The sequence below is a fragment of the Thermoclostridium caenicola genome, assembly GCF_900142095.1.
GTDB classification, from domain to species: domain Bacteria; phylum Bacillota; class Clostridia; order DSM-8532; family DSM-8532; genus Thermoclostridium_A; species Thermoclostridium_A caenicola.
Genome location: NZ_FQZP01000004.1, coordinates 58,237 through 75,497, shown reverse-complemented (window position 1 = coordinate 75,497; position 17,261 = coordinate 58,237). Strand labels below are relative to the sequence as shown.

Genomic DNA, 17,261 nt, shown 5'->3' with positions numbered 1-17,261 from the left:
CACACCCAAAAAACTTGCTGCCATCCTGTCACGACTTTTCAGAATCAAATAGATTATGCCATGAAAAAGCCCCTGCCCGTTTGACGGCAGGGGCTTTTCACACCAACCATTCCAAAATCATGCCATATCAACCCGTATGCGCCTGAGCCCGGTTCCCGGGCCCGGACCCATCGCGCAGCGCCTGTTGTATAGCCGGGCGGCGTTTACCGCTTCAGCGCCTCATCGGCCAGGATGAGCCCGAGGGTTTTGGCCTTGTTCCAGACCAGTAAATCAAACTTCCTGTCATCATGCGGATCCTCGGTGTTATTGGATGGCGTCAGCTCGATGCAGAAGGAGGGCCTTATAAATTCCAGCCTGAACCAATTTTCAAATCCGGCCGCATAAACCGAGGGTTCTTCCGACACAGGCATGAGCGCATAACCGGCGGCCTTTCCCATGCGCCGGGCGATATCCCTGGCGCCGCTTATGGTGTTCACGGTGCCCCTGTCGGCCCAGTAGATCACTTCGCCCTTGGCATGGAAGGACGCGGACAGCATGAAATCCTCCGAACGTGCCAGGGCCATCATGGCCTGCACCTCTGGCTCAGTGGCGCTGGCCGTTCCCTTGTAGTTTTCAGAGGCGGGCTGCCCCACATCATCGTACTTTTCTTCCCACAAGGCCGGATACTGGCGGTTCAGGTCTACGCCGTTGATATTGGCCTTCCAGTGCCGATAGCTGGGGTTCACCATGACCATGGCCGCGACCGCTTCCCGGTCGGACACCGCCTGCAGGCCGTTATTGACCAGGTTGACCCCGTCGGGGTTGACCATGGGAACCACCACCATGGTCACCCGGCTCAGGAGTTCGCGGGGGTTGAAATCCCCGAAAGGTTCGCCCTTGGCGGCCTTATCCGCGTAAACTTCAACCATCTTCATCAGATAGCTGCTGCTGATGTATTCCCGCGCATGGTGCGCCCCGCAGAGCAGGATTTTCCTGTCCCCCTTCCCCAGGCGGATCACCAGAAGATCCCTTCCTTCCACGGACGTTCCTGCCGAAGCCAGTTCAATCCATTCGGGATAAGCATCACGAAGTTTCTTTGCCTCGTCCATCATCTGATCCCAGGTATATCGGACATAGGGATTGACGATGGTCCCGGGCGCCGGTTCCTCCGAGGGCACAGGCTTGGGTGCCGGTTCCGGTTTTGCTGTGGGAGCCGGCTCAGGTGATGGGCTTATGTCCGGCTTTTGCCCGGAGTCCGGCGGTGTCTGCGCGGATCCGGTTTCATCGGGCATTACGCCATTACCTGTCCCGATATTGTCTTTAGAAATATTTTCAGGTGGCTTGCTGTCCGTCACGGATTCTGACGGTGTTGGGATCCCAGGCGCTTCATCGGCAGCCTGATGTGCAGAGCGATCACGCATATCTCGCACCTTACATGAAGAGAACAGGCCTGTCATTGCCATCAGGACAACGCACAGGGCAATGAAAGCCTGTTCTCCCACAGATTTGCTGAAGCTTTTTCTTATTCTATGGATATGCTTCATAAAAGCTCCTTTATGTCGGAAACACGAGCAGGGCAAGATCACAGGAAGTACTCCACACCAGCTTCGAAAATCCTCTGATCCTTCTCCCCGGGAACATTGATGAAGGTGTGGCGGGTATAGCGTTCGTCATGCCCCATCTTGCCGAAGATCCGCCCGTCCCTGCTGGTGATGCCTTCAATGGCCATCACCGATCCATTGGGATTATACGGCTCTTCCATGGTGGGATTCCCATCCAGGTCCACATACTGGGTGGCGATCTGGCCATGAAGCTCCAGTTCTTTCAGGATCTCAGGGCTTGCCACAAAACGCCCTTCACCATGGGAAACGGCAATGGTGCAGATTTGCCCCACCTGGGCCTTGGCCAGCCAGGGTGAAAGATTGGAAGCCACACGGGTTTTTACCAGGCAGGAAACATGGCGGCCGATGGTATTGAAAGTCAGGGTGGGACAGGTTTCGTCCAGATCTCTTATCTCGCCATAGGGCAGAAGACCCAGCTTCACAAGGGCCTGGAAGCCGTTGCAGATGCCCAGGATCAGGCCGTCCCGATTCCTGATCAGGTTCATGACGGCCTCAGTGAGAAGCGGGTTCCTGAAGACGGTGGCGATGAATTTGCCTGAGCCTTCCGGCTCGTCGCCCGCACTGAAGCCGCCCGGGATCATCATGATCTGGCAGGCGTCTATACGCTTTTTCATCTCGTGGATGGATGCTTCAATCTCTTTTGCCGTCAGGTTTTTCATGACGAAGAGATCCACCAGGGCATTGGCCTCTTCAAACTTCCTTTTCACGTCATACTCGCAGTTGGTGCCGGGGAAAACGGGGATAAAGACCCTGGGTCTGGCAATGGGGGTCTTTCTGGCGCCCTGCTTCCGCACCACCTTGCCCGTAAAGCTGCAGGACGGCACTTTGCCGGCCTGGGTGGTCCTGGTGGGGAATATGGGCTCCAGGGGTTCCTGCCAAGCGCTCAGTATTTCGTCAATGGACAGGCTGCAGCCGCCGAACCGGATCTCGGGCTCAGCGATGGTCTCTCCGACCACCTCATAGTCCAGCCCGCTGAAAGCCTCTTCCGGATCCACCGAGGCGGGGATCTCGATCAGCAGGGATCCATATGCCAGCATGAACAGCTTGTCAAAAGGCATATCCTTCAGGTGCACACCGATGCGGTTGCCAAAGGCCATCTTTGAAACAGCCTCGGCCAGTCCGCCGAATTTCAGGGCGGAAGCCGCCAGGATGCGCCCGTTTTGTGCCAGGGCGCAAATTGCGGAATAGGTCCGGTGAACCTGTTCAAAATCCGGAAGGCCCAGTTCATCCCTTCCTATCTTAACCCATACCAGATGGCTGCCCGGTTCCTTGAATTCCTGGGAAACCACGTGTTTTACATCCACCGGGGCAAGGGCAAAGGAAACCAGAGTGGGCGGCACATGGCGATCCATGAAGGTTCCGGACATGCTGTCCTTCCCGCCTATTGCCGCCACTTTCAGAGCTATCTGCGCATAAAGGGCACCCAGCAGCGCGCTGAAGGGTTTCCCCCAGCGGCGGGGATCCTTGCCCAGCTTTTCAAAATATTCCTGGAGCGTGAGGCGTGCCTTCCGGTAATCGCCGCCCATGGCAGTCAGCCGGGCCAGGGACTCCAGAACGGCATATACGGCCCCATGGAACGGGCTCCATTTGGAAATATCAGGGTTGAAACCAAAGGTCATCAGGGTTCCCGTGGTGGTATCGCCGTTCAGGACTGGCAGTTTCGCAGCCATACCGTCGGCAGGGGTGAGCTGGTGCTTGCCGCCGAAGGGCATGAGCACAGTACCGGCGCCAATGGTGCTGTCGAAGCGCTCCACCAGGCCCTTCTGGCTGCATACGTTCAGTCGTTTCAGATTGGCCAGCCAGGCAGCCGCCGGGTCATGCCGCAGGGCTTCCAGTTCTTCCGGGAGCCTGGTCAGCGGGCTGTCCTGAAGCGCCGCATCGGAAACCTGTACCGTGGCCCTGTGCCTGACGCCGTTGGTATTGATGAAATCCCGGCTCAGATCAACAATGGTTCGGCCTCTCCAGCTCATCCTGAGCCGGTTGGTACCGGTCACAACCGCCACCTTGGTGGCCTCCAGGTTCTCTTCCCTGGCCTCCTGGATAAAGGCATCCGCATCCCTGGCCGCCACCAGAACGGCCATGCGTTCCTGGGATTCCGATATGGCAAGCTCGGTACCGTCAAGGCCTTCGTATTTTTTGGGCACGGCATCCAGGTTGATGTCCAGTCCGTCGGCCAGTTCGCCGATGGCCACCGATACGCCGCCCGCGCCAAAATCGTTGCACTTTTTGATCATCCGGCAGACTTCAGGCTTTCTGAAAAGCCGCTGGATCTTTCTCTCGGTGGGCGGATTACCCTTCTGAACCTCCGCGCCGCAGGTATACAGGGATTCCTGGGTATGTTCCTTGGAGGAACCCGTAGCGCCGCCGCAGCCGTCGCGCCCGGTGCGTCCGCCCAGCAGGATAACGATATCGCCGGCCTCAGGCTTCATGCGTACCACACTGCTTTTGGGCGCTGCACCCACAACGGCTCCTATCTCCATGCGCTTGGCCACATAATCTTCATGGTAGATCTCGGCCACAGTGCCGGTTGCAAGTCCAATCTGGTTGCCGTAGGAGCTATAACCGTGCGCCGCGGTGGTGGTGATAACCCTTTGGGGAAGCTTACCGGGCAGCGTTTCGGAGATGGGGGTTCGCGGATCACCACTTCCCGTCACCCGCATGGCCTGGTAGACATAGGATCTGCCCGACAGCGGATCGCGTATGGCGCCTCCCAGGCAGGTGGCCGCGCCACCGAAAGGCTCGATTTCGGTGGGATGGTTATGGGTCTCATTTTTAAACATGATGAGCCAGTCTTCCAGCCGGCCGTCTATATCGGCCTGCACCACGATGCTGCAGGCGTTGATCTCGTCCGATTCGTCCAGGTTATCCAGATGTCCTGTTTTTTTCAGGTACTTCATGGCCAGGGTCGCAATATCCATGAGGCAGACCGGCTTATCCTGATCCCTTCCCAGTTCCGCCCGGATTTTCAGGTATTGATCATAGACGGTTTTGATCTTCTGCGCAGTCGGGCCTTCGTCAAAATCGACGGCTTCGATCTCGCTAAGGAAGGTGGTATGCCGGCAGTGATCCGACCAGTAGGTATCGATCATTCTCAGCTCGGTAACGGTGGGATCCCGCTTCTCGGTATCCCTGAAATAGATCTGGCAGAACCGGAGGTCTTCGAAGGACATGGCAAATCCCATATCCTTCAGCAGCTGCTCCAACTGCTCATCGGTCATGCCCGTAAACCCGGAGACAACAGGTACATCCTCCGGAACCGGATAGTCGGCTTCGAGGGTGTTCGGCTTTTCCAGTGAGGCCTCACGGGTCTCAATGGGATTGATCACATAGCGCTTGATGGCCTGGAGATCCTCTTCCGTCAGGTCGCCTTTCAAAAGGATGATCTTCGCCACCCGTATGTTGGGGCGCTCCCCGTGGGTCATGATCTGGACGCACTGGGCGGCCGAATCGGCCCGCTGGTCATACTGCCCCGGCAGGTATTCAACCGCAATGAGTCTCTCGTCCGCATCGGGCTCGATGGTTTCATCATAGATCCTGTCCACTGGGGGTTCGGAAAACACAATGGTTTTGGCTTTTTCGAAGTCCTCATCGGGAATGCCTTCACAGTCATACCGTTGAAGAATCCGCACACCGCGGATTCCTTTGATCTGAAGGTTGTCCCTTAAATCTTTAAACAGCTTTTGAGCCTCGACATCAAATCCAGGCTTTTTCTCGACAAAAATCCGCTTAACTGCCATTGGTTTTTACCTCTGAAATGATCAATTTTTCATCAATTTTTCCATTTGACTCTCTTAATTATATAGGATACATTCCTGATTTTGAAGCGGTAAAACAGGCTATTTTATCTTATAAAACACGGTCCGGATTGGGTAATACGCCAATAATATCAGGCAAAAACCCTTTCAGTTATCCGGCAACCGATTCAGACTCCGAAATTGCAACAGGAAGCAGGATTTTCAGGGTAAAGATACCTTTTTCGATATCAATCTTCATGTTGCCGTTGTATTGGCCGACCGTCCTTTCAATGCTCTGAAGCCCCAGCCCATGAAATTGCGGGGAGGGTTTCCAGGTCACAAACTGCCTTCCCCTTCTCTTGGGTTTCTCTTCAAAGGTATTGGAAAGGGTCATGACCAGGTGGTCGTTGTTGTAGGTCAGACTCAGCGTGATCCGTTTCTCGATGTGCGGGCTTTTGATCCGGCTGCAGGCTTCAATGGCATTGTCCAGGGAATTCCCCAGTATGGTGCAGATGTCCGCCGGCGGAATGTTGATGCGGGGCGGTATGAGCAGCTCCATGTCAAAATGGATCCCTTCATGCTCGGCTACGGACTGCTTATTGCTTAACAGGGCATCGATCACCGGGTTACCCGTGTCCAGAACGGTTGCCCGCTCTTCATAACAGGACAGGTTTCGGATATATTCTCCCAGGGATTTCATGTCCCCCTTGTCATACAGGATCCGCATGCACTGGATATGGTTTTTGAAGTCGTGCCAAATTTCCCGGATATGGCTCCTGCTCTCGGCCAGCTGCTCGTAATGAGAAAGCTGCATATCCAACTGCTTTTCCATGAGCATATACCGGTATTCCTTGTTGACCTGCCGCATGAAGCCTTCAAAAATGACGAATATCATGATGTTGACATACATCAATCCGATAAGACCTGTTATGGCCAGCTTCACATCTTCTATCCCGGATTTGAGAATCAGATCAAAAATAGTATACACAAGCACGATACTGATTGCGGGCACGATCAGCATCATCAGGAAATAGCCGGTTTTAATGCTGATGGCAGCCGATTTTCTGTTATAGGTCACGACTTTGATAGCTGTCAACGCCAGCAAATTCTTAACGAAAACGATGATCAGCTTAACCGGAAGAAAGATATTCACATTATGGATCCCAGTCCCGGCAAAAGCGCTGATCAGGACGCTGGAAATCAGCTCCAGGACCACCATGAGCGCCACGACCAAGAGGGGTGAAAACAGCCTGAGCATGAAGCTGCCCGCGTAAAGAGAAAAGCAGATAAAGACAGAAACAAGTATTGCACAGGCGAGCATAATATACTGCACATCAAAGAACACTGCTCCGACAGCAAAATGCACACCAAACGCGATCAGAAGAACCAGGGCTTCCTTTATCCGCCGGGTATCCTTCCTGACCAGAAAGCCGTTAAAGAAAAGGAAAAAGAGAAGAATCTCAAACATGGACGTACCGGCTTCCACAATGAGCCAATCAATGTTTTTCATTTCAATGAGCTCCTTGCCATGTAATCGGTGAAGAAGTCAAATACGGCCTTGTAGCGGCGCTCGCTGACGGGCAGCCGTTCGCCATCTTTAAGCACCAGCCAGGTACGGTTGATCTGTTTGATATACTGGGGATTGACCAGATAGCTCTTGTGGACGCGGATAAAGTCGTATCTGGAAAGCTTCTCCTCCTCTTCGTTCATGCCGGAATAGAAATAGTAATCGCTGTCAACGGTATGCAGCCTGATCCGGCGGGATTGGCTTTCCAGGTAGATAATACTTCCGACATTAAGCTTCATGACGCCTTCCGCCTTGGTCCTGAAAAGATATTCGGCACGGTTGGCGGACAAGCGCTCGGCTACCGCCTTCATGAACACATTCTTAAAGTTTTTCTGGGTTACAGGCTTGATCAGATACCAGAAGGGCTTGTATTCGAAGCTTTTCAGAACATAATCCGTCAGGGAAGTCACAAAGATGATGATCACCTGGTTGTCAAACATCCGGATCTGTCTGGCCGTTTCAAAGCCATTGATCGGCTTCATTTTCAGATCGAGGAACAGAATGTCATACGGTTTGTTCCGGCGGTAGGATTCCAGGATCTCCTCACCGGAAGACAGGCATTCCACATCCACCTGTCCGTCATAGTCGATATAAGGCAAGCTTTCCTTGCAGTATGAGGCCAAGAGCTCCAGGAAAGCCTTGTCATCATCGCAAAACCCTATTCGCATAGATCCCCCGCAAAAATCCTACATTTTTCTGTAAAATATGTATGCGTTCCTTACATTATATCATATCAAATCCAACATTGGTTTTTCAACTTATTGACTTTTTTCGACGCCCCCGATCCTTTAAGATGAATACAGGCAAAACGAAAAGCATCGTGAGGGTGTGCACGATGCTTTTCACATAATTATGCTCAAGCATGTCACCTTCGGAATCATCGATTGTCCTTTGCGGGGGGGGGGAGCTGAAGGACAACAGGGATGATTCCAGGAGCATAATTATTATAGTTCAGCCCGTTGGTACAGTGGGCGGGCCGAATTAGCGATTAATGACTGTCGATGATCCCGCTCAGCCCCTTCATGTTTCTGACCTTCTGAGGCATCTCAGGCTGATAGACACAGAGCAGACAGCTGGTGAAACGGCTGGCAAGAGCGGCCAAAGCTGCAAGCACGGCAAGTACCTTACCCAGTGACAATGCAATGCCTCTTAAAATCATTCTATTCACCCCTTACTTTGATTTTTCCGGCTAATGCCAGAATTATTGTAACCCCCAGCATGGCCAGGGAGATACAATAGGCCAGGTTCTCATATCCCATGAAGAATGTCCCGGCGATGACCAAAAGTGTTTGCAGACTGACGATGATCCTGCTCATTCTCTTAAAAACCTGATAATCGTTGCCCTGGTAGGGCCTGTTGGGATGCTCCACAGGTGCCAGAATGAACACAGAGGCAAAGGATATAGCCGCAAGACCGATAGTCACTGGTTTCACGAATATATCCGGCGTGTACTGCTGCAAAGTCATTCCTGCAAGGTAGATGGTGAGGAAGGATGCCGTGCAGCCTATTCGGGTTTTGGCATGATAGCCTCCCGCAAAAACTCTCAGTACGGCGAAGGATATCAGGAACACCACCGTTGGCAGGAACAGCTTCAGTATCAGCCCCAGGCCAACCACGATGACCACATTGATAAGGGTTGACAGCAGGGCATCTATGCCGTAGACGATGATCTCCTTATTCTCTTCCTTGATGATGTGGTTGTCGCAAAGCGCGTCGGCCAGTTTGGCCCCACATTTATCAAGCATATCCTCACCGCCTGTCGGTTTCTTCTAATATAGCATGAAAGTTCACCGTTTTTGACGAAATGTAACCAACGCCGGTTTAAATGTAACGAACGCAAAAAAAGCCGGCTGGATTACACCAGCCGGCATCCGGATGACCTGTTCAGGACATGTCAGCCCTTATCCTCATCCAGGGTTATTTCTACGGTTTTGTATGTTCCCTCGGAGGGTTTGCCTTTTTCGGGCATCCTGTAAAGCTCAATCTTCACGGTATCCCCGGCCTTATACTTGTTCTTTTCGGCCTCAAGCTCATTAAAGCTGGTTACAGGCACCCCGTTGAACTTGGTGATGATGTCACCGGCCCTGATGCCTGCCCTGTACGCGGCGCTCAGCGGAGAGACATCGCGTACCAGGACACCGAAAGGCACGCCGTTTCTCCTGGCAATTTCCTCCGTAAACCTGGGGTCAATGGAGACACCAATCTGCGGTCTGCCTTTGACATAACCGCTTTCGATCAGCGAGTCGGCAACCTCTCGGGCTATATTGGCCGGGATGGCAAACCCGAGGCCTTCATAGCCGCCTGAATAGATCTTCGCCGAGTTCACGCCGATAACCTGGCCCTTGGCGTTGAGCAGGGCACCGCCGCTGTTTCCGGGGTTAATGGCCGCGTCAGTCTGGATCAGCTTCATGCTCTTGCCGTTGCTGAAGGTGATGGATCGGTTGAGGCCGCTGATATAACCCACGGTCACCGTACCCATGAATTCCAGACCGGCCGGATTGCCGATGGCCACGGCCAGTTCGCCCACCTTCAGCGCATCCGAATCGCCAAACTCAGCCGCGGGCAGATCGGATACGTCAATTTTAAGGACGGCAATGTCCGTATTCTCATCCCTGCCGATAACGGTGGCTTCATAGGGCTCATCCTTATGGTTGGGCAGAATCACCTGGATGGAAGCACCTCTGGCTATCTTGGTCTTGCTGGTTCCATCCATGGCTGCTTCAATGACATGGTTATTGGTGATGATGTACCCGTCACTGGTATAGATGATGCCCGAGCCCTGGCCGCTTCCCTGGTGCTGTCCGAACCAGATGTCGCTGTAAGTATAGGTGACAGAGACACCCACAATGGACGGGCTGGCTTTCTCCGCAACCGCAACAACCGGGGACTCGGTGGTGTTGACGATCTCCACTTGTTTCACGCCCGCGTTTTCCGCCACGGCAGGACCCTTGCCGCCGTCGGTTTTGGCCTCTGTCTGGGTTCCGGAGGGCATCGCTAAGGTGAAATAGGATGCGACCAATGCTCCTGAGAATATGGAACTGATCAGGGCCACAACGAGCAAGGGCACCAAAAGTCCTTTCATCCTGCCCTTGCCGGGCTTCTTGTAGCCTTCGTTGTAGAATGAGGATGTCTTTAAGCTGTCATACCTGTCTCCAGAGGTCTGACTTTCCGGACGAAACTCATACCTGTAGTTGTCAGATGTCTGGTTATGTTCAAAGGATCTGTCTTCAGGAGCCCGGTAAGTTCCATGATTGTTCGGGTCATGATATCCAAATCCATCCATGCTGACATCTCCTTTCATGCTATATTTCTGATGATTCAATTATAAAAACCAAATATGTATTCCGTATGAATAAATTGTTAACAAAATCACTCCAGCATATATTTTTCCGGCGCATCGGCCTTACGGAGTGTGAAAATAAACTTGGCGCCCCTGCCTTCTTCGCTTTCCGCCCGGATGGTTTCATGATGGGAAAGAATGATGTTCCTGACAATGGCCAGGCCGAGGCCGACCCCGGTTTTGTCCAGGCCGCGGGATTTGTCCGCCTTATAAAAACGCTCAAACACATGGGGCAATTCATCCTTGGGGATGCCGGGCCCGTTATCCTCAACCTCCACCTGCACGGTATCATGGTTTGAAGATGTCCGTACAATAATATTTCCGCCTTCGGGCGTAAACTTGACTGCATTGTGCAAAAGGTTGAGCAGAACCCTTTGAATGGCATCCGCATCCGCCCTGACAAAAAGGCGTTCGGTTTCGAATTCGGCTGTAAATTCAAGATTTTTCCGGATAAACATCTGCTGAAGGCTGATGACACAGCGCCTGACGGTCTCGTTAATGTCAAACACCGTCATGTTCAGCTTGCTGTCCCCAGCCTGCAGCCTTGCCAGATCCAGAATATCATTGACCAGTTTTTCCATGCGCCTGACCTCATCCCGGACGATGGAGAGGTAGGTGTTCTGGTTTTCGGGCGGGATAACCCCGTCCAGTATACCGTCGATGAAGCCCTTAATGGTGGTCATGGGCGTTCTGAGCTCGTGGGAAATATTGCTCAGGAATTCGCGCCTGGTGTTCTCCAGGTTCTCCAGCGCGTCCACCATGAAGTTGAAGCTTCGGGAGAGCTCCGCGATCTCGTCTTCACCACGGATGGCAATACGCTTGCTGAAATCCCCCGCCGCAATGCTCCTTGCGGCCAGCCGCATCTCGGTCAAGGGTCTTACCAGGCGGCGTGTCAGGATGAATACCAGCAGAAAGGCCACCAGGGATCCGATGCCTCCGGAAATGACAAAGATCCTGGGGATCGAGTACTTGGTATTTTGCATGGTCGGAAGCTTGGAATGGACCAGGATAACACCCTCAGCTGTGAGACCGAAGGGCGGAATGCCCGAAATGCTGAAGGGTCTGGATACGGTCACCCATTCCTCACCCGTATCCCTGAACAGGCCATAGAAGTCACCGCTTTCATAATTGAAGCCGTACCCTGAAGGCGGATACTCCCATTCTTCGGGCAGGATGTACCACCCCTGGCTGTTCTCTTCGAGGTTGTTCAGGACCGAAGCCGGGGTGTTGCAGTAAAAAATGATGTAACCATCCGTCCTGGCCACCCAGATGGCGGAACCCGAGTTCTCCGCAAGGGACTCCAGATAGTTGGTGAAAAGCTTTGCGTCGGTAAAACCGTTCATCTGCCTGAGAAAGTAATCCAGGGCCTGCTCGGTCTTTTCTCCCACTATCAGGAGCTGCTCCGCTTTCTGATCGGCCGACATGTTTTTCAGGCCAATGCCCAGCAGGACGGCGGTAACCGAAAAGCAGACAACAAGCACCGCCACAAATATGACCAGGACCTTGCCGAAGAGGGTTTTTCCCATTACTTCACCTCGAATTTGTAGCCCACTCCCCAAACGGTTTTGATGGCCCACCTGGTCTCATCGGGTTCAAATTTTTCCCGGAGCCTTTTTACATGCACATCCACCGTCCGGGTATCGCCGTAGAAATCAAAGCCCCACACGTTTTCCAGAAGCTGTTCCCTGGTGAAAACCTTGTTGGGGTTTGACGCGAGGAAGTACAAAAGTTCCAGTTCCTTGGGAGGCATTTCCACATCCTTCCCATTTATCTTAACCGTATAGGTGGACTTGTTAATCATCAGACCCGGATAAACGATCTGTTCCGGCGTATCCTCATGGCGTTCGAAGCGCCTCAGCACGGCGCGTATCCTGGCAACCAGCTCCTTGGGCTCGAAGGGCTTCACCATATAATCGTCCGCACCCATTTCCAGTCCAAGGACCTTGTTGAAAGTCTCGTCCTTTGCCGAAAGCATGATGATGGGAATATCGCTCAACCGCCGGATTTCGCGGCATACCTGCCATCCGTCCATCCCCGGGAGCATGATGTCCAGGATCACGATATCGGGTGTATTTTCTTTGAACACCTCAATGGCCTGGCGGCCATTGTAGCATACCGATACCTGAAACCCTTCCTTTTCCAGGTAGATGCGTATCAGCTCACAGATATTGACGTCATCATCCACCACAAGAACCCTGGCCATGGCACTCATACCCAACACCAGCCCTATCCAGTAGTCTCCGGCAGCAAACCGGTTCACTGCGTATTCTGTCACCGAAGCACAGCCTTAACCGGGACAGAATCCGCCATGATTATTGTACAACAAACTTGTGAAAAATCGATGAATAATCTATTAACTTTCCCTGCCATGCGGCAAAGCGGCCAGAGCTTCGGGAAGCGTCCGGTATTTCGGGAAGCAAAAAGGGCTGCCCGAAGGCAGCCCGCAAAAACGGTTCATGCTTGAGGTCCATTACAGCTTGAGTACGCCTGCAATGACAAAGTTGATGACAAACAGGATGGTCACGGCATACATGATGGGGTGAACATCCTTGAACTTACCCCTGACCACCTTGGACAGGACATAGAAGATAAAGCCTGCGGCAATACCGTTGGAAATGCTGTAGGACAACGGCATGGTAATGGTGGTAAAGAATGCCGGCATGGCTTCCTCGAAATCATCCCAATTGATCTTGCCCAGGGGTTCCATCATCAGGATGCCCACCACGATCAGTGCCGGAGCTGTAGCCGCAGCGGGAACAATGCCGGCTATCGGGGCAAACACGAGGCATATGAGGAAGAATATGGCCGTAAACACAGAGGTCAGACCGGTTTTGCCGCCGACACTGATGCCTGCGGCGCTTTCCACATAAGTGGTGGTGTTGGAGGTTCCCAGCAGGGCGCCGATGGAGGTGGCGGTGGCATCCGCAAAGAGAGCCTTGTCCATCTTGGATTTGAAGCCTTTGCCCTTGAACAGTTCGGCCTCATCCTTATCGTCAAAGATGCCGCTCTTGCGTCCGGTTCCGATGAAGGTTCCAATGGTATCAAAGGTATCCGAGAGGCTGAAGGCCAGGATGGTCACAAGCACCAGGCCAATCTTGGCGGGATCGGCAAACAGGCCGCCAAAGTCAAGCTTGAAAGCCGTATCGGCGATATCGGATATCTTGTACGGATTGGAGAGGCTGGTGTCGGTAACGCCCATGGGGATACCGATGACCGTGGTGGCAAGGATGCCGAGCAGGATGGCGCCCTTCACCTTCAGGATCATCAGAACAACGATGATGACCAGTCCGATGAGGGCCAGCTGCGCCGCGGGATCAGCAAAATTCACCAGCGCGGGAACAACATTGGCACCATAACCCACGGTGGTGAACTCGTCCGAGTAAATGAAGGGCGCTTCGGTGGTGAACTTCAAAAAGCCTGCACTCTTAAAGCCAATATAGGCAATAAAAAGTCCAATACCGCCGCCGATGGCGTATTGGAGGGAGCGCGGGATAGCCTTGATGATCGCTTTCCTGACCTGGGTTACCGTGATGATGATATTGATCATACCACAGATAAAGACCATTGCCAGAGCCTGCTGCCAGGTAAACCCGAGGCCCATGCTTACTGTAAAGGTAAAGAAAGCATTGAGTCCCATTCCGGGGGCCTGGGCATAGGGCACGTTGGCAACCAGACCCATGATCAGCGTGGCCACTGCAGCCGCGATGATGGTAGCCACATAGATTCCGCCCTTTGAGAAGGGATTGTCGTCGGTGCCGGCCAACCCAAGAATGTTCGGGTTAACAAAGATGATGTAGGCCATGGTGAAGAACGTCGTCAAACCGGCAATAAACTCGGTTCTGACATTTGTGCCGCTCTCCTTGAGTTTGAACTTGTTTTCAAGTAGGCTCATTTTTTTCCCTCCTGTTTTTTTAGCTTCCTTATATGCCTTTCTGATAAAACAGAAATACCTGCCTCACAGGTCCCCGCTGGTCCCTGATGAACCGGCATGCTCCGCTTTATTCAGATAAAACAGCCGTAAAAAATGAATAATTAATTGTCGAATCTTGCACAGGAATATTCTATCACAAAAGCTTTCATGATCAAGGGTTTAGATGAGAACATACAGAAAGGGAGTGGCGCTTGCGCTCATATCGGCAAACGGCGCATGCCCCGCTCCCCTGTTTTTTTATACTGTTTATGCATGCATCATGAAAAATCTTCCCGTTACTTTTTCATATCTTCCATGGCCTTCCTGGCAAAAGAATTGTCAACAATCTTGTCATGGGGCGCCCTGTTTTTAAGTTCACCCGCTTCCTCCATAACATCCTGCAGGCGGTTTAAGGCTTCCTCGGTCATGATGGGATCCTTACACCATGCATCGATCTCCTTGTAGCGCTGCGCTACAGCTTCCAGGATTTCCAGGTCGGTATCCGGGAAGGACGGCCTGATGACCTCGGCAATCTCCTTCGGCGTATGCTGGTCTACCCACTGCTGTCCTTTATAGATGGCATTGGTGAATCTCTGGATGATGTCCTTATTCTTTTCTATGTAGCTTTTCTTCGCAAAGTAGGCCGTGTAAGGGATCTCGCCGCTTTCCATGCCTACCGAGGCCAGGACATATCCCTTTCCTTCCTTCTCCAGCATGGTGGCCGTGGGTTCGAACAGGGTGACATAATCCCCTTCCCCACCGGTGAAGGCGCCGGCCATGGCCGCAAACTGGATGCTGGTATCCACGATGAGATCCTGATTGGGCACAAGGCCATGCTTTTTCAGCACATACTCCAGGGTCATCTCGGGTACGCCGCCTTTTCTGCCGCCAATGATGGATTTGCCCCTGAGATTTTCCCATTTGAAATCAGGCTCCGGCGTTCTTCCCACCAGGAAGGAACCGTCCCTTTTTGTCAGCTGGGCAAATACCACCGCATAGTCTTCCCTGCCTTCATTATAGACATAAATGGAGGCTTCGGGTCCGGCAAAGCCGATATCCACCTGTCCTGACAGCACGGCCGTCATCACCTTGTCCGCGCCCTGGCCGTTGCTTAACTCCACCTCCAGGCCCTGTTCCTCAAAAAATCCCAGGTTGATGGCCACATATTGGGGCGCGTAGAAAACCGAATGGGTCACTTCGCTGAGCGTAATCTTGATCTTGTCCTGCTGGCCGCATGCCGCAAGTGCCAGGGCTACCGACAGGATCAACGTCAGGATGATGGCTGCCTTCTTCATGCATAAACCCTCCCTCATCAAAAATTTCGGTCCGGATGACAGATGCAATCTTCCGTGTACCTGCAACCGCGCATAAAAACACGCCGGTTTTTTACAGCTGGCCGTACATCTGCTGGTTCTTCACAAGTTTTTTCTCCAGCCAGACCACGCCCTGGTACATAAGCGCCGCCGCCACAGCCAGTATGAGCACGCTGGTCATGACCAGATCCAGCTGGAAAACCTGCCCGCCGTAAACGATCAGGTAGCCCAGCCCGGCCCTGGACACCAGGAACTCGCCCACGATCACGCCGACCCAGGACAATCCCACATTGATCTTCAGGGCGTTGATGATGGAGCTCACATTGGCAGGCAGCACCACCTTGGTAAAGATCTGCATATGGTTTGCTCCGAAGGTCTGGACGAGTTTTATCTTCTCGGGATCCACGGAAAGGAATCCGTTGAGAACCTCCAGGATCGTCACAATCAGCGAAATGGCCAGCGCCATGACGATGATGGCCATAGGACCCGGTCCGATCCATATGATGAAGATGGGCCCCAGGGCAATCTTGGGAAGGCTGTTGAGCACCACCAGGTAAGGCTCGAGGACCCTGGCTATAAAGTCGGACCACCATAGCAGGACAGCTATGCCGGTGCCCAGGATGGTTCCGATGAGAAAGCCTGCCACGGTTTCCAGGCAGGTGACGCCGATATGCCGGAAGAGAGAGCCTTCCCGGTAAAGGTTGCCCAGGGTCCTGATGATCCTTGACGGTTGGCTGGTAATGAACGGATCAATCAGTTTCAGGTTGGCAAGGATCTCCCATGCTGCAAAAAAGACCACCAGGATCAGGACCCTGACGGCAAGGGTGGCATATTTCCTGAACCTTACTTTCCTCAGGTATTCAGCCCGTTCCTTCGACAGGGCAGGAGTCTGTTTGTCAGACATGAACATCCAGCTCCCTCCAAATCATATTGAAATACCCCGGAAATTCCTGCGCTTCCCGGCATGCCAGGGGTGTGCGTTCCTTCAGATTGAAGCGGATATCGTGGATGGCCGTAACGGTGGCCGGCCTTTTGGAAAGCACGATAACCCGGTCCGACATGCTGATGCTTTCGGCAATATCATGGGTGACAAGGATAGCTGTTTTCTGCTCCTTTTTGATGATGCGGTAGATATCGTCGGTAACGGCGATGCGCATCTGGTAGTCCAGCGCGGAGAAGGCCTCATCCAAAAGCAGAATCTCCGGATTGACGGCAAGGGTCCGTATCAGCGCGGCCCGCTGGCGCATGCCGCCGGAAAGCTGGTTGGGATATTTGTCCCTGAAATCGTAAAGCCCATAGGTCTTCAAAAGGCTGAGCACCCATTCCCTGCTTTCCCGGTTCAGGGTGCCCCGCACCTCAAGCCCCAGCACCACATTCTGGTAGATGGTCCTCCAGTCGAACAGGTGATCCTTCTGGAGCATGTAGCCCACTTTTTCTGAGGTCCCGCGCACCCATTCGCCGCCGATCCGGACGGAACCTGCCGTTGGCTTGAGCAAACCCGAAATGATGGACAGAATGGTGGATTTGCCGCAGCCGCTGGGTCCTACCAGGCTGACAAATTCTCCCTTGCGGACCGTGAAGGACACATCCCTTACGGCCTCAATCTCACCGTTGGGGCTCTGGTATTTCATTCCCAGGTTCCTGACTTCAACCAATTCTTCTGCCATTTCAACCTCCGAGAAAGCGGACAGCCTTATGTGAGGCGGGTTCTACATTTACATAATATTAGCCGCCCAAAAAAAGGTGAAAATGGACAGGCCAGGATACCCTGCGGATATGGGGACCGCAGCGGCTCA

The 17,261-nt window shown here is 53.1% G+C and carries 13 protein-coding genes; all 13 read right to left on the bottom strand.

Annotated elements, in window-relative coordinates; all coding sequences use genetic code 11:
* Positions 1-203 precede the first annotated feature (203 nt).
* The gene (locus tag F3H12_RS02285) at positions 204-1,523 is read right to left on the bottom strand and encodes a M14 family zinc carboxypeptidase (protein ID WP_149677730.1); all 1,320 of its coding nucleotides are present in this window, start codon (positions 1,521-1,523) and stop codon (positions 204-206) included.
* Between the two features lie 38 nt (positions 1,524-1,561).
* Positions 1,562-5,338, bottom strand: coding sequence for a phosphoribosylformylglycinamidine synthase (locus F3H12_RS02280; protein ID WP_149677729.1), 3,777 nt, complete (start codon positions 5,336-5,338; stop codon positions 1,562-1,564).
* A 169-nt stretch (positions 5,339-5,507) separates the two neighbouring features.
* Positions 5,508-6,845, bottom strand: coding sequence for an ATP-binding protein (locus F3H12_RS02275; RefSeq protein ID WP_149677728.1), 1,338 nt, complete (start codon positions 6,843-6,845; stop codon positions 5,508-5,510).
* Positions 6,842-7,570 carry a LytR/AlgR family response regulator transcription factor gene (locus F3H12_RS02270; RefSeq protein WP_149677727.1) on the bottom strand — a complete coding sequence of 243 codons (729 nt, stop codon included), beginning with the start codon at positions 7,568-7,570 and terminating at the stop codon, positions 6,842-6,844. Before F3H12_RS02270 ends, F3H12_RS02275 begins: the two co-directional genes overlap by 4 nt.
* A gap of 320 nt (positions 7,571-7,890) precedes the next feature.
* Positions 7,891-8,061, bottom strand: coding sequence for an AgrD family cyclic lactone autoinducer peptide (locus tag F3H12_RS02265; RefSeq protein WP_149677726.1), 171 nt, complete (start codon positions 8,059-8,061; stop codon positions 7,891-7,893).
* 1 nt (position 8,062) lies between these two features.
* Complete coding sequence (locus F3H12_RS02260) at positions 8,063-8,647, bottom strand: accessory gene regulator ArgB-like protein (RefSeq protein ID WP_149677725.1); 585 nt, start codon at positions 8,645-8,647, stop codon at positions 8,063-8,065.
* Positions 8,648-8,796: 149 nt separating this feature from the next.
* The gene (locus tag F3H12_RS02255) at positions 8,797-10,185 is read right to left on the bottom strand and encodes a S1C family serine protease (protein WP_149677724.1); all 1,389 of its coding nucleotides are present in this window, start codon (positions 10,183-10,185) and stop codon (positions 8,797-8,799) included.
* A gap of 86 nt (positions 10,186-10,271) precedes the next feature.
* The gene (locus tag F3H12_RS02250; protein WP_149677723.1) at positions 10,272-11,768 is read right to left on the bottom strand and encodes a sensor histidine kinase; all 1,497 of its coding nucleotides are present in this window, start codon (positions 11,766-11,768) and stop codon (positions 10,272-10,274) included.
* Complete coding sequence (locus F3H12_RS02245) at positions 11,768-12,454, bottom strand: response regulator transcription factor (RefSeq protein ID WP_149677773.1); 687 nt, start codon at positions 12,452-12,454, stop codon at positions 11,768-11,770. The genes F3H12_RS02250 and F3H12_RS02245 overlap by 1 nt, the downstream gene beginning before the upstream one ends.
* Before the next feature lie 258 nt (positions 12,455-12,712).
* The gene (locus tag F3H12_RS02240) at positions 12,713-14,134 is read right to left on the bottom strand and encodes an NCS2 family permease (protein WP_149677722.1); all 1,422 of its coding nucleotides are present in this window, start codon (positions 14,132-14,134) and stop codon (positions 12,713-12,715) included.
* 314 nt (positions 14,135-14,448) lie between these two features.
* Positions 14,449-15,447 carry an ABC transporter substrate-binding protein gene (locus F3H12_RS02235; RefSeq protein WP_149677721.1) on the bottom strand — a complete coding sequence of 333 codons (999 nt, stop codon included), beginning with the start codon at positions 15,445-15,447 and terminating at the stop codon, positions 14,449-14,451.
* 91 nt (positions 15,448-15,538) lie between these two features.
* Entirely contained in the window at positions 15,539-16,369 is an 831-nt protein-coding gene (locus F3H12_RS02230; protein WP_149677720.1) for an ABC transporter permease, read from the bottom strand.
* Positions 16,362-17,132: an ABC transporter ATP-binding protein gene (locus tag F3H12_RS02225; RefSeq protein WP_243133163.1), complete on the bottom strand. Its 771-nt coding sequence runs from the start codon at positions 17,130-17,132 to the stop codon at positions 16,362-16,364. The genes F3H12_RS02230 and F3H12_RS02225 overlap by 8 nt, the downstream gene beginning before the upstream one ends.
* Positions 17,133-17,261 lie beyond the last annotated feature (129 nt).